The organism is Bacillus cereus group sp. Bc061 (genome assembly GCF_027715825.1).
GTDB classification, from domain to species: Bacteria; Bacillota; Bacilli; order Bacillales; family Bacillaceae_G; genus Bacillus_A; species Bacillus_A paranthracis.
In genome coordinates, this window is the sequence record NZ_JAQFTZ010000005.1 from 154,151 (window position 1) to 177,859 (window position 23,709).

Genomic DNA, 23,709 nt, shown 5'->3' on the forward strand with positions numbered 1-23,709 from the left:
GATTGGAATAGTATTAATTTGTTTTGGAGTAAAGAAAAGGTGTCGGGGGAGGGGGCATTTTAAATTTCTAGTTGAGAGGTGAAAATATAAAAAAGGGTGCGTTCACACAATTTGTATGAACACACCTTTTTACAGATTAAACAATCAAGTCCCACAAAAAGTACGATAAGGGCGATTCGTAGGCGCAGGTGGAAGGCAGTATTCTTCTTGATCTGTAGAATATGCATAAGGATTTGCTAGAGCTTCAAGAAGTTTTTCCATTACGCTATAGTCGCCATTTGTGACAGCGGCTTCTAGTGCTTCTTCTACGCGATGGTTTCTTGGGATGATTGATGGGTTATTATTTTTCATCATTTCGTAGGCATTTTCTTTCGATTCATCTTGTTTTTCTAATCGAGATTGCCACAGTTTGTACCATTCTTTAAATTCAGGGCTATCGAATAGAGGGGTATTTTCTAACGTATTAAGAGTTAATGAACGGAATGTATTTGTGTAATCCGCTTTAAATTTCTCCATCATTTTTAAAAGTTGCTCAATAAGTGATTGATCTTGTTCTTCGTTGCTAAATAGTCCTAATTTCTTTTTCATTCCAAGGAACCACTGGTTTTCATACTGTACGCTAAATTTTGAAATTTCGTCTTGAGCAATCTTTAATGCTTCTTCTTCATCTTCGTGTAGGATTGGTATTAAGGATTCAGCTAGTCGCGCGAGATCCCATGCGGCCATATATGGTTGATTTCCATATGCGTAGCGACCTTGTGTATCAATGGAGCTAAATACAGTTCCTTGGTCGTAATTGTCCATAAATGCACAAGGGCCGTAATCAATCGTTTCACCGCTAATCGTTATATTGTCAGTGTTCATTACGCCGTGAATAAATCCAACAAGTTGCCATTTTGCGATAAGACTTGCTTGTCTTTTAATGACCTCTTGTAGCAATGCAGTATATCGGTTTTCATGATCTTCAATTTCTGGATAATGCCTTTTTATTGTATAGTCAGCTAGTGATTGAAGATCCTCGATAGAACCGCGAGCTGCAGCATATTGAAATGTGCCGACGCGTATATGGCTGCTTGCTACTCTAGTTAAAATAGCTCCAGGTAACTTTGTTTCACGATATGTTGGTTCGCCTGTTGTGACAACTGCTAAACTGCGGGTAGTTGGAATATCAAGTGCATACATTGCTTCGCTAATAATATATTCACGTAGCATTGGACCGAGTGCAGCACGACCATCACCGCGGCGTGAATACGGAGTAGGACCAGAACCTTTCAGTTGAATGTCAAAACGTTTACCTGAAGGAGTCATTTGTTCACCAATTAAAAGAGCACGACCGTCGCCTAACATATTAAAATGTCCGAATTGATGACCGGCATATGCTTGAGCTAATGGACGAGCTCCTTCTGGGAGTGCATTACCAGCGAAAATAGCGATTTCGGCTTCCTTCTTCAATTCTTCAGGATTAAAGCCAAGAGATATCGCAAGTGAATGGTTTAGCTTAACTAACTCCGGTGAACTTACGGGAGTAGGGGGGATTTCTGTATAAAATGATTGTGGTAAAGTCGTATAACTATGGTCTAAATTCCAACCAGCTTCATTATTTTTAGTCATTTTATCTCCTCCTTGTTTATTTTTTTTATTATGTATTTGTACGTATGTATTCTTTGTAAAATTAGCTAAAAGTATAATATGATATTTCCCCTTGCAATCTATTGTAAGGACTTCACTGCACTATGTCTATTTAACAGTAAATATAAAAACTCCATTTGAAGAAAATGGAGTTTTTATTATTATTTCATTTTTACAATTATTTTTCCTTTTGCTCTTCCGGCCTCTGAATATTCCATTGCTTTTTGCGCATCTTCAAAAGGGAAAACTCGATCGATTACAGGTTTGATTTTTCCGGCTTCAATATAGTTTGCGATAGTACGTAATTGATCTCCGCTTGGCTTCATAAATAAAAATGAATATTGAGCATTATGCTTTTTTTCAAGTGCAGTAAGTTTTTTACTTGCTAATGAAAATAAGAATGTTTTAAAAAATCCAGAACCAAATTCTTTACCGAAACGAGCGTTTGGCATTCCTGAAACGGAAACAATGTTGCCGCCGCTTTTTATAATATTGAATGATTTTTCAAGTGTTGTACCACCAATGGTATCAAATACTGCATCATAATCTTTTAGTATTTCTTCAAATTTTTCTGTTTTGTAATTAATAATTTGATCTGCTCCAAGAGACTTTACTAAATCGGAACCAGCTTCACTAGCAGTTGTTGTAACGGTAGCGCCCATTATTTTTGCTAACTGAATTGCGAAAGTACCAACACCACCAGATCCAGCGTGAATTAAAATCTTTTGATCTTTTTGTAATTGCATAATGTCATGTAATGCTTGATAGGATGTTAAGCCAACAAGTGGAATTGAAGCAGCTTCTTCAAAACTTAAATTTTTCGGTTTTAAAGCTATGTCATCTTCATGAATGGCTATATACTCCGCAAAAGTACCAATCTTATTTTTTCTTGGACGTGCATATATTTCATCGCCGACTTTAAAACGAGTTACTTTTGATCCAACCTTTATGATGACACCAGCAAAGTCATTCCCAAGGATTAGGGGCATTTCATATTTAAGTAACACCTTTACTTTTCCATCGCGTATTTTAAAATCAATTGGGTTAATACTAGCTGCATGAATTTCTGCGAGCACTTCATGCTCATTTATTTCAGGAATAGGTACCTCGGCCATACGCATTGGGACTTTTCCGTACTTATCAATTATCATCGCTTTCATTTCTTATACCTCCAAATTTCAATAAAGTGAAACTTTAATCAGTGGGGGGTTCTTCATCCCCCACTGATTATTAGTTGAACCAATCGGACTTTTATGGGCAGTTGATCCCCTATCTAAATTCTTTGCTTTCGCTGAATTCTGAGGTGGGGGTCTTACTGCCCGTTAAAGTGGGATAAAAGTTGTGCAATAGCTTTTCGATATCTAATACAAGATTTTTTAATAAACTTAATTTTGTACGTATATCAATATAATAAAAGTTTTTTGTACCTTCTTTTCGCATTAAAATAATACCGGCTTCTCGTAAAATTCTAAGGTGATGTGATACCGCTGGTCGAGAAAGGTGTGTTTGTTTCGTAATTTCACCTACACGTAATCCTGTTTGACATTCCGTTTCCATGAGAACTAACAAAATAGCTTGACGTGTTTCATCGCCAATTGCTAATAATACTTTTTGAGAATCAATAAAATCTTTTTTTATAACATTTAATTGTTCTTGTTTATTCATTTCAATTACTTTACCTCCTGCTAATGAGTCGAAAGGTTTAAGATGATGGACCATTACTTCGATACGGTAATGCTACATGATTGTTGTATGAGCTGCAATATTGGGAAAGAAAATCGAGACGAATGAAATTTTATGAGTTGAAAATGGTAGGAGATAGAAAAGGCTTAATAATACGTTGTTTACAGATGAGGATGGTTAAGTCATTGCACAAAAAATTAAGCGGTCGTAACCCTATATAATTTATTGGGTTACGACCGCTTATCATGTTTTTATTATTTTGAAGTGAGTTGTTTCGTTTTACTCTTTCATACATGCATAATTCAAGCAGATTATAGATGTATGAAAAAGTAAAAGTAATTTGGGGCGTAATCTATCTATATGATAATTTAAAATGAAATATAAGTCTATATCTTTGTTGTTTTTTTGATTATATTTATGTCACTGAGCTCAGAACAATGATGTGGAGGATAAGTATATGGAATCGAATGATGTACCAGTTTTAATTGTTGGAGGGGGATTATCAGGATTAGCGTCTGCGTTATTCCTTGCAAAACATAATATTGAATACTTGCTTATTGAAAGGCATCCGTCTACTGCCATTCATCCGAAAGCAGGTGGAATCACTTTTCGTACGATGGAGTTATTTCGAGAATTAGGTTTAGAACAAAGAATTAGATCAGCGGGTAAAACATTAGAAAATTGCCGAGGAAGAATAGCTGTTCATACAATAGCTGAGGCGAATCAGGAAGAATTCGCACAATTGAGGGTGACTCAGTATGGAAACGATGAAAAATTACTTCGAAAAGTAAAAGAGATTAGTCCATCAAAACAAACTGCTTGTTATCAAATTACTTTAGAAGAGATGATGTTACAAGAAGCGAGAACATTAGGCGGAGAATTATCTTTTTATCATGAATTGGTTTCTTATGAACAAAATGAGCAAGGAGTAATCGCAACGATTCGAAATCGTGAAACGGAAAAAGAGAGCGTTGTTCATTGTGACTACGTAATTGCAGCGGATGGAGCGAAAAGTAAAATACGTGAGCAGCTAGGGATTAGTACCGAGGGCCGTGGAACAATTGGTGGTTATTATATGAATATTTATTTTGAAGCGGATTTAAGTGAATTTATACAAGGAGATGCATTTGGTTTTACTATGGTACTTCATCCTGAAGTTCTTGGTGCGCTTATTCCAGTTGATAACGAAAGAAGATGGATTTACCATGTATCCTACGATCCATTAAAAGGAGAGCAACCAGAAGATTTCACTATAGAATGTTGTAAACAAATTATTCAAACCGCAATAGGAAGTACAAATGTTGAGTCAGAAATAGTAAGTGTTTTACCGTGGGAAGCGACTGAAAGTACTGCTACAAAATTTCAAGATAATCGCATTTTTTTAGTTGGTGATTCTGCACATATTATGCCGCCAACAGGAGGGTTTGGTTCCAATACAGGAATACAAGACGCACACAATCTAGCCTGGAAATTAGCGGCTGTTATAAAAGGAAAGGCAAAACCAAAATTGTTAGAAACATATCATGAAGAGAGATATCCTGTTGCAAAATTAACGACAGATTATGCGAGTAGTTTACTGTTTCGTGCTGCGAATAGAGAAGAAGGTATTTTAAATAATATGGACGGTTTAGCTGTTACAGTTGGATATCAGTATTGTTCAGAAGCGATTATAGATGACTCAGTCACTCCACATAGAATGGATAGCGTAGAGTTGAACGGGAGACCTGGAACGCGAGCGCCACACTTTTGGGGGATGTATAAAGGGAAAGAAGCTTCTATATTAGACTTATTTGGTAACAATTTTGTATTACTTACTGGAGTAGACAATAGCTCTTGGGCTGAAGCTGTATTTGATGTTTCATCTAAATTAGGAATAAATATTAAACTGTATCGAGTAGGTGGAAGTGGAGACTTTATTGCTCAAGAAAATGTTTTTCGTGAATTATATAGGATAGAGAATGGAGGAGCTGTATTAATTAGACCAGATGGCTTTATTGGATGGCGTTTGGCAAAAGCAGTGGTAAATCCAGATGTAATACTGGAGAAGGTAATGAGTAATTTATTATGTAGTTTTTAAGTAGCTATGGAAGTATATTGTTTTATATGCTTCACCTTACTGAAAAAATAATATTCACAAATATTAATAGGTTTGGTATGATTAATTTCGACAAGTTAATCGAGGCCGGAGATATTTGAGATAAGCCATAAATTTATTTAAGGATACAGAAGTGTCCTCTAAATAATTTATGGCTTTTTTTATTGATGAAATGTAATCAATAGGAAGTTACATGTGAATAGGGGGATATGGAAAATAAATAGTATAGTAATAACATAGGGGAATTATATTTGTAAGATTGGAATTTTAATATAAACTTATAAAAATGATGAAAGTATATCTTCTATTTCGTGTAAATCTCATTAACTTGTTGAAATTTGTAACGTAGGAAGGGTTAGAAGGATGAGAAAAATTATTAGCGTTTTAGTTATCTTCTTTATGACGGGAAGTATCTTTGCTGGGGGAGCTGTTCATGCGAAAGCAGAAGGAAAGCATGAGTGGAATAAGAATAAGTTTTTAAATATTGCACATCGCGGAGCAAGTGGACATGCACCTGAGCATACTTTTGCTTCTTATGATTTAGTGAAAAAAATGAAAGCGGATTATTTGGAGTTAGATATTCAATTAACTAAGGACGGCCAGTTGATTGCAATGCATGATACGGCAGTTGATCGCACGACAAATGGTACAGGTGAAGTACGAGATAAAACATTAAGTGAAATAAAGAGTTTAGATGCAGGATCGTGGTTCAATAAAGCGTATCCAGAAAAGGCTAAGCAAGAGTACGTTGGTCAAAAAGTTCCGACTCTTGAAGAAATTTTCCAAAAGTACGGAAGAAGCATGAAGTATTACATTGAAACAAAATCACCAGATGTGTATCCAGGAATGGAAGAGAAATTATTAGCTTTATTAGAAAAATATAATTTAATAGGTCAAAACATGTCTTCTAGCCGTGTGATGATTCAATCATTTAGTAAAGATAGTTTAACAAAGATTCATAGTATGAATGAAAATATTCCGTTAGTTCAACTGCTTTGGTATTATCCAAATGAAAACAATGAGATTGTTGAATGGTCTGCTATTACACATGAACCGAAACATGTAACGAATGAAGATTTTCAAGAAATTAAAAAGTATGCAGTTGGTATTGGACCAAACTTACGTAATGATAACGGAGAATTAATTATTGATGAGTCATATATGAAAATAGCTAGAAATAATGGACTGCTAATTCATCCTTATACAATTAATGAGAAACCAGATATGAGATTGTTAATAAAATGGGGTGCTACAGGAATGTTTACAAATTATCCTGATCGATTACATAGTGTGTTAAAAGAAAAATAAATAGGAGAAAAGGTATACCGACATTTTGGTATACCTTTTTTTATTATGCTAGATTATAGTAATAGGATACATATTCTTCTAAACCTTCAACCTCATTTTCAGGTGGCTCAATGCCGCCCTTTCTACCGTAGCAAACATTTCTCAAGTATTCTCCAAAAATCATAGAGCGACTTTTTTCATTTTCCATCCAATTATATCTATTAATGATAAACTCACCATCGAAACTTGTATCAAATGTATATGGGATACAAGTAATAGTTTTAGGTAAATGTTTTTTTAATACTCGATATTGCCGACCAGCGCCTAAACTTTTGCAAACAAATAGTAGCTGATTAATCTTTGTAAAATCAAAAATCTTTTTCGCTTCCATTACATTAGCGATAGAATGGAGGGAGTTTTTCTCGAATAGGATAGCATCTTTTGGTACGCCATGTTCAAGTAATTTATTTACAATTACTTCTGCATCTGACAAATCCCCGTAATTCCAGCTCGGATGTTTCATGCCATGTAAACTAGTACCACCTGTAACGATAATTTTATTTCCTAAACCTTGTCGATAAGCTTCTAGAGGAGCTTGCCAATTGCCAGGGTGTGAACCGCCGAAAACGAATATTGCATCACATTTTTGTGGTGTTATTTCTTTTAGAAAAGTGATTTCTGTAATTTGATCGATTTGTTTTTTCGTAAGAGTAGGGACATCAGGATATTTAGGTATTACCATTTGAAAACCTCCTATATAATAAAATGACAAATTCATTATATAGCGATTTTAATAAGTGGAAAAAGGGAAGCTTTTCATTTGAAAGTACCCCTTTTAAGATAACTCTCCAATAAACCAAATCTCTTTTTTATCGATTGTATCTTCATCATAAATGACTTCTTGAAAGTGAAACAGTTGGGCAGTAGGGCGAATTGAAATTCCCCATGTTTCCCAAAAATTAATTTCATTTGAAAGAGGGATCCATGTTTGAAATTCATTATTTCTATTGAAAAAATTTTGAAAGTAGTCATCGTTTTTAAATACGATAATTTGCGATCTCCATAAATTTTCTATAGAAATTATAGTAACAACTCGATATGTATGTGTATCATTCGGTTTTATTTTTATTAAATGATTCACTCGATCTATTAAGGTTTGTATACATAATCGTTTTACTTTTCTAGGTGTTTTATGAGACTCGATAAAAGCTTGAGAAACTGGTAAAGGCATATACCAATATTCATCGTTATAGAAAGTAGATGGGAATATTTTTGTATGTTCCTCAATGCGTTTAATCATAGTGTTTGTTTTTCGTTTTATACCACGTATTTTCTTTTCATGCATTGTGAGTCATCTCCATAAATTTTTGTAATGCAGCTGAGCGAAATATATCGTTTCTAGTAATGAAAGTAGTAGGAACCTTTTTGAAGCTATTTGGTAAAGGGTTGAATGATACGTCATGTTCATGTCCCTTTAAAATTGATTTCATCATAATCGCTACACCTATATTTGATTTTACACATGCAAGTATCGCTTCGATTGTTCCGAATTCTAATACTCGTTTAGGCGAGATGTCTTCTTCTTGAAGCCAGTCTTCTAATAAACTTCTATAATAGCACCCGTGACTAAAAGCGAGTAAATTCATATCTTCTATGTCTGTAAGAGAGGATAAAGGTTTTTTACTAATGAGAACCAATTCTTCTTCATGAAATACAGTTGTATGGAGTTTATTATGCTGAGTAGAGCCAGCTATAAACGCTCCGTCTAGTTTTCGCTCTAATACAAGCTTAATTAGTTGTTCAGTTGTATTTGTTTCCAAAATCAATTCGACTTCTGGGTACCTCTCATAGTAGGCCGTTAATATAGAGGGAAGCCTTACCGCAGTTGTAGATTCTGTACATCCAATTTTTAAAGTACCTTTAGGATCAGTTCCATTACTTTGAACCGCTTTTATAGATTGATCCATTAAGTGGATAATTTGTTTGGCGTACGTTAATAAAATCTCACCGTTAGAAGTTAAAGTTACACCTTTTCCGTTTCTGTAAAATAAAGGAACACCTAATTCATTTTCTAGTTGTTTCATACGCATCGTTACGCCTGATTGCACATAGTTCAAATTTTTCGCTGCGTGAGAAATATTATTTTCCTTCGCGACTTCGTAAAATACAGTTAAATCTTTTATGTCCACGTATCATCCCTCCGAAAAGGTATCAATTTTTTTGATGGATTATATGATGAATCTTTATTTTATATGATATCAGAACTTTCATACAATGGAAGGGGGAGGGATTATTATGTTGATTGAAGAAAGGGTGAATAGTACTTATAAATGGGTTATGTTAATTGTTGCGACGATTGCTCAAACCACAGCGACACTTATAACGTATGGTGTCGGGGTTTTCGCTTTATTTTGGAAAGAAGAATATGCACTTACGAATACGGAGAGTGGATTATTAGTAAGCGTTGTAAATGTTGGACCGTTATTTTGTATGCTTTTTGTCGGTCGGCTACTTGATCAATATAATGAAAAAATATTAATTTCTATCAGTTCATTTTTGCTAGGGAGTTCGCTTTTACTGACTAATATAGTAAATGGATTTAATGGGTTATTATTTGTACTTTTATTAATAGGAATGTTTTATAGTGTTTCCCAGCCAGGAGGAAGTAAAGTGATTTTAAAATGGTTCCGAAAAGAAAATCGCGGATTAGCGATGGGAATAAGGCAAGCGGGTATACCGATTGGTGGCGCGTTAGCGGGAGTGTTAATCCCGTTTCTTACAGTACAATATAATATGACTTACGCGATCAATAGTATCGCATGCATTTGTATAATGGGAGGAGTATTATTTTTTGTGTTTTATAAAGAGCCATATGTTCAGGAGGAAGCGAGGACAGGACATAATAACATTTCCTTTTGGATGGAGCTAAAAGTAGTGATATGCAAAAAAGAGTTGTATCCAATTTATATAACGGGTATTTGCATGATTTCATTACAAATGGTGTTAGTTGGGCACTTCATGAAATTTTTAGCAGGGGAACAATCGATTACATCTATTGTAGCCGGAACAGTATTTTCGGTTATGTTCTTTTCTGGAATGATTGGTCGTATTGCATTAGCAGCTATTAGTGATGTGTTGTATAAGGGGAATCGGCGTATACCTTTATTTATAGCTGTCTGCGCTTCTATCGGCTTGATTTTATTGTTAGTAATGAATATACATACAATAATGAGTGGAGTCTTGTATAGTGTAAGTGCATTGTTAGGATTCTTTTCAATTGGATGGTTTAGTCTTTTTATAGCCGAAGTTGCTGAATTGGCAAGTGAAGAATCTGTAGGAATAACAGTGAGTGTAGCACTTACATTAAATCAAATTGCTATTATTGTTGCACCTGTTTTATTTGGTTATATTGTGGATGAGAAAGGGTATGCGTATGCGTGGTTATGTATAGTAGTATTGTTAAGTATCTCGGCAGTCAGTTTATATAGAAAAAACAAGAAAATAAAAGAAAGTTAGCAATGTAAATTTTTTATGAAGAAAATATAAAGAAATGCCGAGTGAGCGACATTTCTTTTTTTATTTGTTGTATAATCAAAGTATAAATGAGATTCATTTTCAATGAAGTTCATTGCCTGTAATTTTAGCTATAATGATTTGTTTTTCTTTATCGTTATTTACATGATTTATTTTGTTTGAAAATTTTTAGTATCATTTCCTTTTAAAGTTGTAATCTATTTTACTTAATATTAAATTATAACTATATTTTATTGTAGGATAATGAAACGTCATATCATCTAAACGATTGTTTTTATCTGTGTTTTTCATCTTAACAACTCCGTTTCTTATCTTGTGTAACAAATGTTACATAAGATGTTGAAATTATAGTAGGGTGCATCCGATTGTATGGTGGAAATTTTGCGAGAAAGAAATACAATAGAGAGTAGCCGAAAACTGAATATGAGAAAAAGGAATCTAGTTCATTTAGGTGAATAATAGGTAGTATTATAAAAAATTTAAAAATTAATAGATATAGAATAGAATGGATGCGCGTTAAGTGAAACTATATAAAAGAGGGTTCCTATTATGCTAAAGAAATGGTTAATCGTTTTCTTTGTTTTTGCTATTTTTTGTGGGAGTGTCGTTGCACTAATACATGCAAATAAAGGTAAGAAATATGATATAAAGGCATTTTCTAATTTAAATAGTAAGCAAAAGGACGATATGCAAGAAGTTGATGCAACTGAGAAAAAACGCTATGAAGCTGTAGCTGGAAAACTAGATCAATATTTAAAAGATAAAGGATTTAATGGGAGCGTTCTTGTAGCTAGTAAAGATCATGTGATTTTACGAAAAGGTTATGGATATGCGAATGTGAAAGATAAAGTAGTAACAACGCCAAGAACGAAATATCGTATTGGTTCTATTACGAAAACGGTCGTTGCAATATCTATTATGCAGCTAAAAGAAAAAGGGAAATTAAATATTGAAGACAATGTAAATAAGTATATCCCATCGTTTCCAGCAGATAAAAACATTACGTTACGAAATCTATTAACACACACATCTGGCTTGCCAGATCAAGGACAAGGTAGGGTGGATGCAGGGTCACGTTTAAAGTTAGTAACGTGGATTGGAGCGCAAAAATTGCAATTTCCTGCAGGGACAGGCTGGAAATATACAGACTATAATTATATGGTGCTTGCATATATTGTAGAAAAAATTACGAATAAACCGCTCGCTGAATACGTGAAAGAAAATATTTTTACTTCTGCTGGCATGTATGAATCTGGAATGGGGGCGACTCTCCCAGAAGATATTTTTTTAGCAGAAGGTTATACGAGAAAAGATAATGAATTAATAGCTGCCCCCCGCTTAAAAATGAACTGGTTGTATGGGTGTGGTGAAATGTATACAACTGTTGAAGATATGAAAAGATTAGATGAGGCAATAATGGATGGAAAGCTGTTATCTAAACAAAGTGTATTAGATATGTTTACTGCATCACCTGCAAGAAAATATGGATTTAGTTTCTATACGTATCCAGATTATTATCATAACCACGGGGTATTAGCAGGCTGGAATACTTTTAATAATTTTAACTGGGATAAAAAAACATTCGTCATATTGTTCTCTAACGTTCAAAATGGTATGAATGATACATTTAATCAAGAGTTTAGGAAAATGGCGAATGATTTAATAGAAGGAAACGGAGCATGAAAGAGAAAGAGCCTCTAGCGAGAGGCTCTTCTTTTTTATAAAGTTGAAAACTCTTCAACAAGTTCACTAAAACGATTTAATGCACTTTCAATCGGTTCTGGCGTAGTTAAATCAACGCCAGCTTTTTTCAGTAGATTTAATGGATAATCTGAACTTCCACCTTTAAGGAATTCGAGATAGTTTTTCTGTGCATTTGGATCGCCGCTTAATAATTTATCAGCAATTTGGATTGCAGAAGCGAATCCAGTTGCATATTTGTACACGTAAAATGGACGATAGAAATGCGGTATTCTAGCCCATCCGTATTTTACTTCTTCGTCAAATACGAGGGAGTCGCCGTTATATTCTCTAAACAAGTTTTCGTAAACCTCGCTAAAGGTTTGGGCATTTAATGATTTACCTTGCTGTGCCATTTCATGCGTGATTTTTTCAAACTCAGCGAACATGATTTGTGTAAAGAAAGTGCCTTTAAATTTCTCGATGAAGTGATTTACTAAATGGTTACGTACATTAGCATCTTTTGCTTCTTTTAATAAATGATGAATTAATAGCACTTCATTTACTGTAGAAGCGACTTCTGCGACGAAAATAGTATAGTGTGCAGAAATTCTTGGTTGATATCCGTGTGAGTAGTGCGTATGCATGCCATGCCCACATTCGTGAGTAAGGGTGAAAAGGCTATTTAAATCATCGTGATGATTTAAAAGAATGAATGGATGAACGCCGTATACACCAAAGTTATAAGCACCGGAACGTTTTCCTGGCGTTTCTCTTACGTCAATATAACGTTTATCTTTAAAGCTTTTTAATGTTTCAATATATTCTTCACCTAAAGGAGCTAGTGATTCAATCATGATGTCAAACGCTCTATCGTATGGAATATCTTGTTTTACACCTTTTACTAAGTCGACACTTAAGTCATATTGTCTTAGTTCATCGACATTTAATTTCTCTTTTCGAAGTTCATTATATGTATGTAAAGATTGAATGTTTTTTTTCGTCGTTTCAATTAAATTTTCATATACTTCTTTCGGAACCATGTCGCCAAATAATGATTTCTCTAACGCTGATGGATATTTTCTTAGCTTAGAAACAGTAACATTATTTTTAATAGCTGCAGATAAAGTAGAAGCGATAGAATTCTTTAATTGAACGTATGGTTTGTAATAAGCTTTATAGGCTTCTTTACGTTTTTCGCGGTTCTCATCTTCTATTAACTTTGCATACATTCCTCGTGTTAAAGTAACTTTTTCTCCATCATTAGTAGTCACTTCACCAAATAGTATATCTGCATTATTTAGCATGCCATATGTATGTTGCGGAGAGGAGAGTGCTTCGCCCATTTGTGATAAAATCTCTTCTTGGTCCTTATTCAATACGTGTTTTTTATAACGGTATAATTCAAATAAATCTTCTTTATAATATTGTAAGCCTTCAGCTTCTTCTATGTAAGTGTGTAATGTGTTTTCATCTACGCTAAGTAAGAATGGAGAAAAGAAAGATTTAGCTGCACTTACTTTCACTTGTAATTGTGTTACTTTATCGACAAGAGATTGAGCGTCAGTATCGCGTGTATCAAGATCAGATTGTAATCGTGCATAAGCGAATAGTAAAGATATGATGCTAGAAATTTCTTCACTCTTTGTTAAATAGGCTAATAAACTATTGCCATCGTGAATATTTCCATTAAACTCGTGTAGTTCTTTCGTTAATACTTCAATTTTATGAAAATCACTTTCCCAATCTTCAATGGTATCATAAATATCCGTTAAATCCCATTTTTCTTTCTCATCTACTTGTAGTCGATCTTTAAGTTCTGTCATAATCATTTCCTTTCTAAATATGTAGTTATATTTCTATATAACTATGAAATACAACAAATTGCAAAAAATCCCTGCTGAAAATTAAAAAGCCTTGCTAAAAGGCAAGGCTTGAAAAATTATAATGTAATTCCGAATTTTGAATGTAAAAGGTTTTTATATTGCCCATCTGTAACTTTTTCTTTCGTTTTTTTACCGTTTTTCGCTATTGTGAGACTATCCTTCGTTAAAGAGGCATGCCCATCTTCAGTTAGTTTTACAATAAGAGGTACTTTGTTAAATGGTGAGCACTCATGTTCAACGATAATTTTTTGTGCTGCATTTGCTTTTTCTTCATCCACTTCTTCTATATAAAATGCATAGCCTAACGTCCAATCATCAGTAGAAGATTGATCCAAAAACTCATTGTTTTTACGCATCTCTAACATGTAGTTTCCTTTTTCGGTCATTTCTTTACGAATACGATAATCTCCTGTAACGGAGTGAATGACTTCACCTGAGAAAGGAACAGGTGCAAGTGGTAAGTATGATCCGAATCCAACTTCAATTAAATAAAGCTCATTATGATGTGTTAAAACGGTTGCGATATGGCCAGAATCAACAGCCCATATAGAATTTGCAGCGTTATACACTGTTCCTGAAACGAGATGAACATCGAATCCAGCGTCTTTAAGGAAGTGATACATAGTAGGATTGAGTTCATAACAAAGACCACCACGATTGTTTACTAAAATTTTTTCTTTTAGATTTTCTTTTGATATTTCCTTAAAATTCTTTTCGAGAACATTTAAGTTTTCAAATGGGACAGTTTGTGCCATCGCGTACATAATGTTAGGTAAATCTTCAAATGAAACTTTGTCTTTTTCTTCTATATGTAATCGTGCGAAAAATTGTTTTTGAAAGTCTGTCATAGAAACCCCTCCGTTAAACGATTTATATATATTGTATCTAATATCGCAAGAGGAAACATCTGCATATGTGCGTACGACTAAAGTATGACACCTTTACTTCTTGCTATACATATAGTATGATGATTTCAGTAAATTAGATTTCAATGACCATAATATAAAATAATGAGAGGTGCTTTTTGTGAGTGCGGTAGGTACTAAATAGGAAAAATTGAATGAAATAAATCGGATAAGAACAGGGGATTTTTATGTATACCATACCCCTAATTTTGTCATGGATTTATTTCGATACCTATGAAGATACCTACAATACTTTATAAAGCGTGTAATAAGGGGATTGCCATCCGTTTTTTATGGTTTATTTCCTCATATGTTATTACTCATGCCTTGTAAATGTAAAAGCTGCGGTATCCCCGCAGCTTTTTTGTGTATATTTTTAATGTTTAAAAAGGGTAATTGAATAATGTAGAACTCATTGGAATCTAATGAGTAGGTATCTTCATTTATGATAGAAATCAATCATAGTGAGGAGAAACAAAATGAATACAATGACTTTTGAAAAGTTACAATATAACGAATTAAAGGATATAGTGAAATCTTATTGTGTAAGTGGATTAGGAAAAGAATTAATAAATAAATTAGAGCCGAGTGCAAGTATAAAAGTAGTAAGGAATCGATTGAATGAAACAACCGAAGCGCGAGCTATATTAGATGCAGAAGGGCATGTTCCTTTCTTCGGTATTTCAAATATCGCAAGTACAATTCAAAAATTAGAAAAAGGGATGATTTTAGATCCAGAAGAATTAGTCAGCGTTTCAGACTTTTTACGCGGATGTAGAAAGATTAAAAAATTTATGTTAGATAAAGAATTTTTTGCACCAGTATTAGCTTCTTATGCAAATTCAATGACTGAATATAAAAGTATTGAAGAAGAAATTAACTTTTCAATTAAAGGAAATAGTATTGATTCTGCCGCTAGTAAAGAGTTAAAACGAATTCGAAATAACATGGATTCGGTAGATGGGAAAATAAAAGAACGTTTAACGAAGTTTTTAAATAGCAGTGCAAATAAGAAGTATATTCAGGAGTTCTTTATTAGTAAAAAAGATGATCGTTATACGATTCCGATTAAATCTTCTTATAAAAATCAAGTTGCCGGAAGTATTGTTGAAGCGTCGGCTAAAGGTTCTACTGTATTTATAGAACCGCATACGGTTACAAAGTTAAATGCGGAACTGGCAAGTTTGAAAGCAGAAGAAGCGATGGAAGAATATCAAATTTTAGCGACTTTATCAGGAATGGTAGTAGAAAATATATATCATATAAAAATTAATATGGAATTAATTAGTCAGTATGATATGGTGTTTGCGAAAGCGAAGTTTAGTAAATCGATTGATGGAATAGAGCCGAAGTTAAATGATCATGGCTACGTTCATTTAGTAAATTGTAAGCATCCGCTTTTAAGTGGAAAAGTAGTACCATTAAACTTTGAAATCGGTCAAAACTATCGTAGTTTAATTATTACAGGGCCGAATGCGGGCGGGAAGACAATTGTGTTAAAGACGATTGGATTGTTAACATTAGCGACAATGTCAGGTTTGCATATTGCCGGAGATAAAGAAACAGAAATTGCTATTTTCGAAAATGTATTTGTAGATATTGGTGATAATCAAAGTATCGAAAATGCACTAAGTACATTTTCATCACATATGAAAAATTTATCTGAGATTATGAGGATGTCAAATAATAATACGTTGCTATTATTTGATGAAATAGGAAGCGGGACTGAACCGAATGAAGGAGCAGCACTTGCAATTTCTATTTTAGAGGAGTTTTATCTTGCAGGATGTATTACAGTTGCGAGTACGCATTACGGTGAAATTAAACGCTTCTCAGAAATGCACGATGATTTCATGAACGCAGCCATGCAATTTAATAGTGAGACGCTAGAACCGCTTTATAAATTAGTGATCGGTAAATCAGGTGAAAGTAATGCACTTTGGATTGCAAATAAAATGAACGTAAGAGAACGTGTACTGAAAAGAGCGAAAGAGTACATGGAAAATAAAGAATATACTTTAGAAAAAGTGAATGAAAGTAAAATTAGAAAGCCGAAATTCCTGCAAGAAAAAAGAGAAAATCATTACGAGTATAAAATTGGCGACCGTGTAAATTTATTGGATCATGATGATTTTGGTATCATCTATAAGGAAAAAGATAACTTCTATAATGTCGTTGTATATTATAACGGTGAATTCATTGAAGTGAATGTAAAACGTATTACTTTAGAGGTATCAGCAAAAGAATTATATCCAGAGGGATACGATTTAAATACGCTATTTGTCGATTATAAAGAAAGAAAAATGCAACATGATATTGAGCGGGGATCGAAAAAAGCACTTCGTAAAATTCAAAAAGAAATGAGAAAGAATAGAGGGTAATCCAGAGTGGTAACGATTAGACAAGAACGACAAACCGATTATAGAAAAACGGAAGAAGTTGTACAACAAGCATTTTTAAATGAAGAATTTAGTGATAAAAAGGAACATGAACTTGTAAAACGTATTAGAGAGTGTGACGCATTTATTCCAGAGTTATCAATCGTTGCAGTAGATGAAGAAATAGTCGGTCATATTATGTTATCTAAAATTACGATAGAACAAGATGGAGCTTCTGTAGATTCATTAGCGCTTGCACCAGTATCAGTTGCTACGGGATATCAGAAAAAAGGAATTGGTGGAAAGCTTATAGTAGCTGCGTTAGAAAAAGCGAAAGAACTTGGATACGGATCAGTTGTAGTATTAGGACATCCAGAGTACTATCCGAAATTTGGTTTTAAGAAAGCCAGTGAGTGGAATATAAAAGCACCATTTGAAGTGCCTGAAGAAGTGTTTATGGTAATGGAATTAACAGAGAATGCTCTTGAAAGTGTAGAAGGAGTTGTACAATATTCGAGTGCATTTGCTGAGTAGGAGTATCGGTTAAGAAATATAATCATAAAAGACGCTATCTTTTGGTATGGATATACAGAAAGGTAGCGTTTTTTATTAAGCGAAGCTACTTACATATATTTTGCTCAATGAATAATTGAGGTGTTAAAATTGAGATAGAAATGTAAAGGGAGAGAAAAAAGAATGAAGAATCGAGAAACAGATAGCAACGTAGTTACGTTATATGTTACAAGACATGGTAAAACAATATTAAATACGAACCATCGCGCGCAAGGTTGGGCAGACTCTCCGTTAGTAGAAAAAGGTGTGGAAGTTGCCTCTAATTTAGGAACGGGATTAAAAGATATTCATTTTACAAGTGCGTATAGTAGTGATAGCGGCCGCGCGATTGAAACTGCTAATTTAGTATTAAAATATAGTGAGCAATCAAAATTGAAACTTGAGCAAAGAAAAAAATTACGAGAATTAAATTTTGGTATTTTTGAAGGTGAAAAACTTGATAATATGTGGGATGCGGTTGGAAAAGCTGCAGGCGTTGCATCACCAGAAGAACTTATGAAGTTTTCTATTCAAGAAGTTATTGATCTTATTAGAGCAGCAGATCCTACGAAACAGGCGGAAGATTGGGAATTATTTTCTACTCGTATAAAAGCAGAGATAGATAATATTAGTGAAGAAGTAGCTAAAGATGGCGGCGGTAACGTTTTAGTTGTTGTTCATGGGCTGTTGATTACTACCTTAATAGAAATGCTAGACAGTAGTAAAACAAAACTTGGAGTGGAAAATGCTAGTGTGACGAAGATTTTATATCAAGATGGAACATATACAGTCGAGTCAGTTGGAGATATGAGCTATGTTGCAAAAGGGAAAGAAAGTGTGGAAATATAATCCTATCTCAAATAGATATAAGAAAAGGGAGTTAGTAAAATCTAGCTTCCTTTTTATTTTTTAGTGCATTATTTGAAATATTGTATCTTTATATTATGATTTTGTTTTTAATGTGTAGAATGTTTCTTTGTTCAACAATTGGGTCATTTAATTGAATAAGGGCGTATTTTTTTGAATAGGACCACTTTGTTAAAAAGGATACATCCAATTTTTAGCGAATACAGGGTTATAAATAAGAAAAGTGGTGAGGTAAATAGGAAAAGAATGTAATTCCTTTTTGGACAATAAAACAGAAAAATGTATAATTAACAGGCTTCAGAGCGCGGGGTGTGTTTTCGCAGAAGAAGAGACCAGGTTACTTATTTCAGTAGCCCAAACTCCAGAGGACCTCAAGAGAATGGTGGAAATGCGAGCCGATGGTTTACCACTTGAATATGTTGTTGGATACGCAAAATTTTGTGGGATGCGGATAGAAGTGGAGCGGGGTGTTTTTGTGCCTCGTCAACGAACCGAGTTTCTTGTTCACCAAGCAGAAGCGCTGTCATGTTTTGGTGATATTGTCGTTGATCTCTGTTGTGGTTCAGGTGCTGTCGGTGCAGCTCTAGCGGCAGCTTTAGGAAGAGTTGAATTATATTGTGTTGATATTGACCCTATTGCGGTACGATGTGCAAGGCGCAATGTAACGAGTTTCGGTGGCCATGTTTTTGAAGGTGATTTGTATAAATCGTTGCCTCATTCACTTAAAGGCAACGTGAAGACCATACTTGCAAACGCACCTTATGTTCCTACTGATGCAATAAAACTGCTCCCACAGGAAGCTCGCCTACATGAACCAAAGGTGGCGCTTGATGGGGGAGAGGATGGACTTGACATTCAGCGAAGAGTAGCGAAAGAAGCATTTCTCTGGCTAGCACCTGGAGGTCATCTTTTAATAGAGACGAGCGAAATGCAGGCAAATCAGACCTTTGAAATCTTTGCTGGTGCTGGGCTTACCACGAAAGTAGCTCGAGATGAGGAATTAGATGCTACTGTTGTTATAGGATCGAAAGCTAGTTTTTAGTTTAAATCGGTACGTAGCCTTATTCATAAATAAAGTGATAATTTCCTAGCGATATACAAATAAAAAACATATGCTTTTAATTGAGAAAAGAGATCGAAAATTATCCGAGCGATTTGAAGAAGAAAGGACATAACGTATTAGTTATGTCCTTTCATTTATCAACTTTTTTTACTATAGGTTTTCATAAAACTTAACCTAGATTCCTTTTCATTTTGTGAATTATGGAATCAATAAAATCTTCCCTGTACTTTTTCTGCTCTCTAATAATTTATGAGCACGGGCACCGTCTTGTAAAGAGAATGTAGTAGGACTTGCAATGTTTAATTTTCCAGTAGCGATCCAATCAAATAATTGAGTAGAGCGTTTTTTTCGTTCTTCAAAAGTAGTAAGCACGTTCCAAAGGTCTCCGCCAGTTAAAGTTTTTGAAGTATCCATAAGCATACGCGGATCAACGGGAGCAGGATTACCGCCAGCCATTCCGAAAAATACAACAGTACCACCAACTTTAGTAGCGTTAAAACTTTTCTCAAGTGTAGAGCCTACTGATTCATATACAACATTTACCCCGGTACCATTTGTTATTTCAAGTACTTTCGTAGCCCATGATTCCGTATATAAAAATATGTGATCGGCACCAGCTAATGTGGCTACTTTTCCTTTTTCGTTTGATGAAGTTAGGCCGATTACTTTTCCGCCTAGCAGTTTAATCATTTGAATAAGAAGTTGCCCAACACCGCCAGCTGCAGCGTGCACTAAAGCTATATCACTTTGTTTTATTTGATAGCTATCTTTCGTTAAATAATGTGCTGTTAAGCCTTGCAATAAGACAGAAGCGGCTGTTTCAAAAGAAATTGAATCTGGAAGCGGGATTGCTTTTTCTGATGGAACGGCAACTAATTCTGCATTTGCAAATGGAACATCAGTAAATGCAATACGGTCTCCAGGATTGATATTTGTAACGTTAGCTCCTACCTCTTCAACAATACCAGCCCCTTCATAACCTAATATATAAGGTGGATTGCCAGCAAGATGATAATCACCGCGGCGTCTGTAAATATCAGCGAAGTTTAATCCAATTGCTTTTGTACGGAGAAGAATTTCATTTGGATTTATGATTGGATCATGTATTTCTTTATATTGTAGTACATCTGGACTTCCAAACTGTTCGAAACAAAGTGCTTTCATATGGAATACCTCCATTATATTGTTTGTCGATGCTCTTTATCATACAATACAAATATCAATAGACAAAGAGGATTATTTCGATGAAATCAATCGGGAATTCCGATTGAAAAGAGGGATGATAAATGGAGATAAAACAATTAATTACCTTTAAAATCGCCGCGGACACTTTGAACTTTACCCAAACTGCGAAGAAATTAAACTTTGCTCAATCAAGCGTAACGGCGCAAATTAAAACGTTAGAAACTGAGCTAGGTACGCCGTTATTTGAAAGATTAGGGAAACGTCTTTTCTTAACCGAAGCAGGAAGAAAGTTTCAACTATACGCGGACAAGATAATCGCACTTAGTAACGAAGCGAAGACGGCTGTGAAAGATGATGAAGAAATAGCTGGTACGTTAACGATTGGTGCGCAAGAAAGCCAATGTACATATAGACTTCCTTCTATATTAAAGAGATTTAAAGCACAATTTCCTCAAATAAAACTTATATTTAAACCCGCACATTCCAATACAGATGCGAAGGAACAATTGATGGATGGAAAAGTCGATCTTGCATTTATTTTGGATGAATGTAAAACAGAAGATGCTTTACATGTTGAGCCGCTTATGAAAGAAGAATTAAAAGTAGTAGCTGCTCCAGGGCATCATTTACTCCAGCAAACTTCTGTTTCCATAAAAGATTTAGGGACGGAAACACTTTTATTAACAGAACTAGGGTGCTCATATCGGACTTTATTTGAAGAGTTATTTCGCATCCAAGATGTGTATCCAGCAAATAAGATTGAGTTTGTTAGTGTAGAGGCAATAAAACAATGTGTTATTGCAGATTTAGGTATAGCCGTTTTACCGGCGATAGTAGTAGAAAAAGATATACGAGAGGGGACGATAAAAGAGTTACATCTAGAAAATACTATCAATCCAATTTTCACACAAATTGCTTGGCATAAAGACAAATGGATGACAGTGCCACTGCAGCAATTTATTGATGTGACGAGGGAGTTTTTTACAACGGATTAAGTGGAGAAATATTTATTTTCTATAAAAGAAGAAATGGTAATTTTGTATTGAGAATCGATGCTTGCATGAAACGAGTATCGGTTCTTTATGTTTTAAATAAAGGATGTTTTCAAATGTGTATTTCTCAACTTTTTTTCTTACAAGGGTAAGTAAATTTCTTCGTATATTCCAATAATCGTAAGGGAATTTACAACTTTTATTCGTTTCTGTAAGATGCCTCTAGGCAGCATGAAAGGAGGGGCGTACATAGGGGATAGATATACGTACTTATTTTGAGGGAGGAGATTTACAATGTTTAAAAAGTTAATGAAAGTATGTGTGTTAAGTGTAGCGAGTGTAGGGGTATTATTTAGTTTTCAAGGAAGTACATTTGCAGCTACCGATCTGAGTAGTTATTATGACGGGAAAAATCCAGCAACAACGAAAGTATACGGGGGAAGTACAACGTGTGATGCAGATGGATTTAATGCAAAGTCTACAGCGGTATACGAAGGTAGTAAAAAAGTAGGGACAGTGTATTTACGTTACAGTAATAAATGTCATGCAGCTTGGGCTAAGTTTGTTTTAGATCAACCAGCACCAGCTGTTTCAGGAGGAGTGTATGCATACGCTGTTGTGAATAAATACAAAAATGGTGTGTTTCAAAAATCAGTCACTTCCAATCAAGGAAATGGCACAATTAAAACTGGTCAAACGAGTACTTATACAGGAATGGTATTTGATTTAACTGCTGATTTCGGATACACAGCAGATGCTGAAGCAGTTACGTTTAATAACGGTTACGGGAAAACAGCACGTTATTAATAAAGGAGTGAAATTATATGAAGCTATTAAAAAAGGTGAGTGCATGTTTATTGTTATCTTTACTCGTTGTAACTAATATGTTTAGTACGACTAATAGCGATAAAGCATACGCAGAAGACCACTCATATGATGGGAAAAGTCCTTATTATAATAGCTGTGATCAATCAGCAGTAACGAAAGAGAAGAAGTGGATTGATTCAAATTCTTATGTGGAATTAAAATTTAGCACGACGTGTAAAACAGCATGGGCAAAAGTTACTATAACTCGCCTGGCAGTTTATAATAACGAAGCTGATGCAAGAATTGTTAGAAAAACAGATGGAAAGGCATATACTTGCGGAAGTGCTGGAGGAAATGGTGTTGTAAATAAAGGGCAAACATCATGCTATACACCAATGGTATATGATTTAGATCCAAGAAAGGCACAAGCACAAGGGAAACATGCTATACCAAATAGTGATGCTTATAATTATGCCGAGACTATTTGGTATTGATGAGGATATGGAGATTGTAAGGTAGAATATTTTAAGAGCATGTTTTGATTGGTTTTCAAAACATGCTCGATTTGTATTCATCCTAAGCTTTTTGATATCAACTAATCAGGTCTGTATCAGGAGGAACATATCCAAGGTGTCTAGCCATAGATACAATTTGTCCTTTATGGTGAAACTCATGCGTCTCCGTATGAGTTAAAAGCCATAGCGGCGTTGTACTCCAAGATTCTTTTTGCCATTTTACTTCATTTGCTATATTGTCGAGCCATCGGTCATTGTATTCATCTAAAAAGCGTTGTACAGTTTCATCTACTAACTTAAATCTAGCACGGACTTTCGTGACATCTGCATGCTCAATTTCATAATCGCTAGCAAATGAAAAATCTGCCCGTTTTTGCTTGAATGCGAATGATCCAAGCCAGTATCGGTAGCAATCGGCTACATGAATATGTGTCTTTATAATGCTACCGCTCCCGAAATTCGGAATTGTGCTATGTAATTTTTCTAGTGGAATTTCTTCCAAAAACGAAAATAGAGTTTCTCTTGTAGAGCTAATAAGATTATATTGTTGTTTTAAAATGTGTAACATGCAAGTACACTCCTCCTTTATTTACATAGTAAGTAATTCTATATTTACGAGGAGTGAACCTTTTTATTATTTTTAATAAGCAT

At 34.6% G+C, this 23,709-nt stretch carries 21 protein-coding genes and 1 pseudogene; 11 read left to right on the forward strand and 11 right to left on the reverse strand.

Translation table 11 applies throughout. From position 1 onward, the window contains the following. Positions 1-144: 144 nt before the first annotated feature. From PDQ40_RS18615 to PDQ40_RS18625, 3 genes are all read right to left on the reverse strand, one after another. The gene (locus PDQ40_RS18615) at positions 145-1,611 is read right to left on the reverse strand and encodes a protein adenylyltransferase SelO (protein ID WP_000164891.1); all 1,467 of its coding nucleotides are present in this window, start codon (positions 1,609-1,611) and stop codon (positions 145-147) included. Between the two features lie 179 nt (positions 1,612-1,790). Continuing rightward, the gene (locus tag PDQ40_RS18620) at positions 1,791-2,789 is read right to left on the reverse strand and encodes an NADP-dependent oxidoreductase (RefSeq protein WP_000646405.1); all 999 of its coding nucleotides are present in this window, start codon (positions 2,787-2,789) and stop codon (positions 1,791-1,793) included. 109 nt (positions 2,790-2,898) lie between these two features. Next, the gene (locus tag PDQ40_RS18625) at positions 2,899-3,294 is read right to left on the reverse strand and encodes an ArsR/SmtB family transcription factor (protein ID WP_001041183.1); all 396 of its coding nucleotides are present in this window, start codon (positions 3,292-3,294) and stop codon (positions 2,899-2,901) included. 475 nt (positions 3,295-3,769) lie between these two features. Here PDQ40_RS18625 and PDQ40_RS18630 point away from each other — a divergent pair, with 475 nt between their 5' ends. After that, positions 3,770-5,389 carry an FAD-dependent oxidoreductase gene (locus tag PDQ40_RS18630; protein WP_270691565.1) on the forward strand — a complete coding sequence of 540 codons (1,620 nt, stop codon included), beginning with the start codon at positions 3,770-3,772 and terminating at the stop codon, positions 5,387-5,389. A gap of 381 nt (positions 5,390-5,770) precedes the next feature. Beyond that, positions 5,771-6,715: a glycerophosphodiester phosphodiesterase gene (locus tag PDQ40_RS18635; RefSeq protein WP_074543562.1), complete on the forward strand. Its 945-nt coding sequence runs from the start codon at positions 5,771-5,773 to the stop codon at positions 6,713-6,715. A gap of 43 nt (positions 6,716-6,758) precedes the next feature. On the opposite strand, the gene PDQ40_RS18640 is transcribed toward PDQ40_RS18635, so the two are convergent. The 3 genes from PDQ40_RS18640 to PDQ40_RS18650 form a co-directional block, all read right to left on the reverse strand. Then, positions 6,759-7,436 (reverse strand): YdcF family protein, encoded by a 678-nt coding sequence (locus tag PDQ40_RS18640; RefSeq protein WP_061131711.1) that lies wholly within the window; start codon positions 7,434-7,436, stop codon positions 6,759-6,761. Between the two features lie 93 nt (positions 7,437-7,529). Then, positions 7,530-8,039 (reverse strand): DUF3916 domain-containing protein, encoded by a 510-nt coding sequence (locus PDQ40_RS18645; RefSeq protein WP_270691566.1) that lies wholly within the window; start codon positions 8,037-8,039, stop codon positions 7,530-7,532. After that, entirely contained in the window at positions 8,032-8,883 is an 852-nt protein-coding gene (locus tag PDQ40_RS18650; protein WP_061131713.1) for a LysR family transcriptional regulator, read from the reverse strand. Before PDQ40_RS18650 ends, PDQ40_RS18645 begins: the two co-directional genes overlap by 8 nt. A 106-nt stretch (positions 8,884-8,989) precedes the next feature. Here PDQ40_RS18650 and PDQ40_RS18655 point away from each other — a divergent pair, with 106 nt between their 5' ends. Further along, complete coding sequence (locus tag PDQ40_RS18655; protein WP_139339226.1) at positions 8,990-10,210, forward strand: MFS transporter; 1,221 nt, start codon at positions 8,990-8,992, stop codon at positions 10,208-10,210. A gap of 99 nt (positions 10,211-10,309) precedes the next feature. Here PDQ40_RS18655 and PDQ40_RS18660 read toward each other — a convergent pair. Next, a pseudogene (locus PDQ40_RS18660) lies at positions 10,310-10,519 on the reverse strand (hypothetical protein). A 258-nt stretch (positions 10,520-10,777) separates the two neighbouring features. Between PDQ40_RS18660 and PDQ40_RS18665 the strand changes: the two are divergent. Next, complete coding sequence (locus PDQ40_RS18665) at positions 10,778-11,911, forward strand: serine hydrolase domain-containing protein (protein WP_000915219.1); 1,134 nt, start codon at positions 10,778-10,780, stop codon at positions 11,909-11,911. Between the two features lie 35 nt (positions 11,912-11,946). On the opposite strand, the gene pepF is transcribed toward PDQ40_RS18665, so the two are convergent. Together pepF and PDQ40_RS18675 are read right to left on the reverse strand one after the other, a co-directional pair. Further along, complete coding sequence (gene pepF, locus PDQ40_RS18670; protein ID WP_270691567.1) at positions 11,947-13,734, reverse strand: oligoendopeptidase F; 1,788 nt, start codon at positions 13,732-13,734, stop codon at positions 11,947-11,949. Between the two features lie 116 nt (positions 13,735-13,850). Further along, positions 13,851-14,642, reverse strand: a complete 792-nt coding sequence (locus PDQ40_RS18675) for an arylamine N-acetyltransferase family protein (RefSeq protein WP_000129178.1) — start codon at positions 14,640-14,642, stop codon at positions 13,851-13,853. A gap of 536 nt (positions 14,643-15,178) precedes the next feature. Between PDQ40_RS18675 and PDQ40_RS18680 the strand changes: the two genes are divergently transcribed. From PDQ40_RS18680 to PDQ40_RS18695, 4 genes are all read left to right on the forward strand, one after another. Next, entirely contained in the window at positions 15,179-17,080 is a 1,902-nt protein-coding gene (locus PDQ40_RS18680; protein WP_001095176.1) for an endonuclease MutS2, read from the forward strand. A 6-nt stretch (positions 17,081-17,086) separates the two neighbouring features. Next, positions 17,087-17,611 carry a GNAT family N-acetyltransferase gene (locus tag PDQ40_RS18685; RefSeq protein ID WP_000256495.1) on the forward strand — a complete coding sequence of 175 codons (525 nt, stop codon included), beginning with the start codon at positions 17,087-17,089 and terminating at the stop codon, positions 17,609-17,611. 162 nt (positions 17,612-17,773) lie between these two features. Continuing rightward, positions 17,774-18,478 carry a histidine phosphatase family protein gene (locus PDQ40_RS18690; protein WP_000797124.1) on the forward strand — a complete coding sequence of 235 codons (705 nt, stop codon included), beginning with the start codon at positions 17,774-17,776 and terminating at the stop codon, positions 18,476-18,478. A gap of 277 nt (positions 18,479-18,755) precedes the next feature. Next, complete coding sequence (locus tag PDQ40_RS18695; protein ID WP_000369197.1) at positions 18,756-19,538, forward strand: putative protein N(5)-glutamine methyltransferase; 783 nt, start codon at positions 18,756-18,758, stop codon at positions 19,536-19,538. A 219-nt stretch (positions 19,539-19,757) separates the two neighbouring features. Here the strand turns inward: PDQ40_RS18695 and PDQ40_RS18700 are convergent, their stop codons facing one another. After that, positions 19,758-20,723 (reverse strand): quinone oxidoreductase family protein, encoded by a 966-nt coding sequence (locus PDQ40_RS18700; RefSeq protein WP_270691568.1) that lies wholly within the window; start codon positions 20,721-20,723, stop codon positions 19,758-19,760. A gap of 122 nt (positions 20,724-20,845) precedes the next feature. Here PDQ40_RS18700 and PDQ40_RS18705 point away from each other — a divergent pair, with 122 nt between their 5' ends. The 3 genes from PDQ40_RS18705 (at position 20,846) to PDQ40_RS18715 (ending at position 23,037) form a co-directional block, all read left to right on the forward strand. After that, on the forward strand, positions 20,846-21,739 hold the full coding sequence (locus PDQ40_RS18705) for a LysR family transcriptional regulator (RefSeq protein WP_270691569.1): 894 nt from the start codon (positions 20,846-20,848) through the stop codon (positions 21,737-21,739). Between the two features lie 291 nt (positions 21,740-22,030). Then, entirely contained in the window at positions 22,031-22,543 is a 513-nt protein-coding gene (locus PDQ40_RS18710) for a YjfA family protein (protein WP_000473749.1), read from the forward strand. A 17-nt stretch (positions 22,544-22,560) separates the two neighbouring features. Next, positions 22,561-23,037 (forward strand): DUF2690 domain-containing protein, encoded by a 477-nt coding sequence (locus PDQ40_RS18715; RefSeq protein ID WP_000771165.1) that lies wholly within the window; start codon positions 22,561-22,563, stop codon positions 23,035-23,037. A gap of 97 nt (positions 23,038-23,134) precedes the next feature. Here the strand turns inward: PDQ40_RS18715 and PDQ40_RS18720 are convergent, their stop codons facing one another. Further along, positions 23,135-23,626, reverse strand: a complete 492-nt coding sequence (locus tag PDQ40_RS18720) for a DinB family protein (RefSeq protein WP_229142848.1) — start codon at positions 23,624-23,626, stop codon at positions 23,135-23,137. Between the last annotated feature and the right edge of the window lie 83 nt (positions 23,627-23,709).

What these genes read in the sequence shown, in the direction of transcription:
- PDQ40_RS18615 (WP_000164891.1), bottom strand. Translation starts at nt 1,611, where the DNA reads ATGACTAAAAATAATGAAGCTGGTTGGAATTTAGACCATAGTTATACG.
- PDQ40_RS18620 (WP_000646405.1), bottom strand. Translation starts at nt 2,789, where the DNA reads ATGAAAGCGATGATAATTGATAAGTACGGAAAAGTCCCAATGCGTATG.
- PDQ40_RS18625 (WP_001041183.1), bottom strand. Translation starts at nt 3,294, where the DNA reads ATGAATAAACAAGAACAATTAAATGTTATAAAAAAAGATTTTATTGAT.
- PDQ40_RS18630 (WP_270691565.1), top strand. Translation starts at nt 3,770, where the DNA reads ATGGAATCGAATGATGTACCAGTTTTAATTGTTGGAGGGGGATTATCA.
- PDQ40_RS18635 (WP_074543562.1), top strand. Translation starts at nt 5,771, where the DNA reads ATGAGAAAAATTATTAGCGTTTTAGTTATCTTCTTTATGACGGGAAGT.
- PDQ40_RS18640 (WP_061131711.1), bottom strand. Translation starts at nt 7,436, where the DNA reads ATGGTAATACCTAAATATCCTGATGTCCCTACTCTTACGAAAAAACAA.
- PDQ40_RS18645 (WP_270691566.1), bottom strand. Translation starts at nt 8,039, where the DNA reads ATGCATGAAAAGAAAATACGTGGTATAAAACGAAAAACAAACACTATG.
- PDQ40_RS18655 (WP_139339226.1), top strand. Translation starts at nt 8,990, where the DNA reads ATGTTGATTGAAGAAAGGGTGAATAGTACTTATAAATGGGTTATGTTA.
- PDQ40_RS18665 (WP_000915219.1), top strand. Translation starts at nt 10,778, where the DNA reads ATGCTAAAGAAATGGTTAATCGTTTTCTTTGTTTTTGCTATTTTTTGT.
- pepF (WP_270691567.1), bottom strand. Translation starts at nt 13,734, where the DNA reads ATGACAGAACTTAAAGATCGACTACAAGTAGATGAGAAAGAAAAATGG.
- PDQ40_RS18675 (WP_000129178.1), bottom strand. Translation starts at nt 14,642, where the DNA reads ATGACAGACTTTCAAAAACAATTTTTCGCACGATTACATATAGAAGAA.
- PDQ40_RS18680 (WP_001095176.1), top strand. Translation starts at nt 15,179, where the DNA reads ATGAATACAATGACTTTTGAAAAGTTACAATATAACGAATTAAAGGAT.
- PDQ40_RS18690 (WP_000797124.1), top strand. Translation starts at nt 17,774, where the DNA reads ATGAAGAATCGAGAAACAGATAGCAACGTAGTTACGTTATATGTTACA.
- PDQ40_RS18700 (WP_270691568.1), bottom strand. Translation starts at nt 20,723, where the DNA reads ATGAAAGCACTTTGTTTCGAACAGTTTGGAAGTCCAGATGTACTACAA.
- PDQ40_RS18705 (WP_270691569.1), top strand. Translation starts at nt 20,846, where the DNA reads ATGGAGATAAAACAATTAATTACCTTTAAAATCGCCGCGGACACTTTG.
- PDQ40_RS18710 (WP_000473749.1), top strand. Translation starts at nt 22,031, where the DNA reads ATGTTTAAAAAGTTAATGAAAGTATGTGTGTTAAGTGTAGCGAGTGTA.
- PDQ40_RS18715 (WP_000771165.1), top strand. Translation starts at nt 22,561, where the DNA reads ATGAAGCTATTAAAAAAGGTGAGTGCATGTTTATTGTTATCTTTACTC.
- PDQ40_RS18720 (WP_229142848.1), bottom strand. Translation starts at nt 23,626, where the DNA reads ATGTTACACATTTTAAAACAACAATATAATCTTATTAGCTCTACAAGA.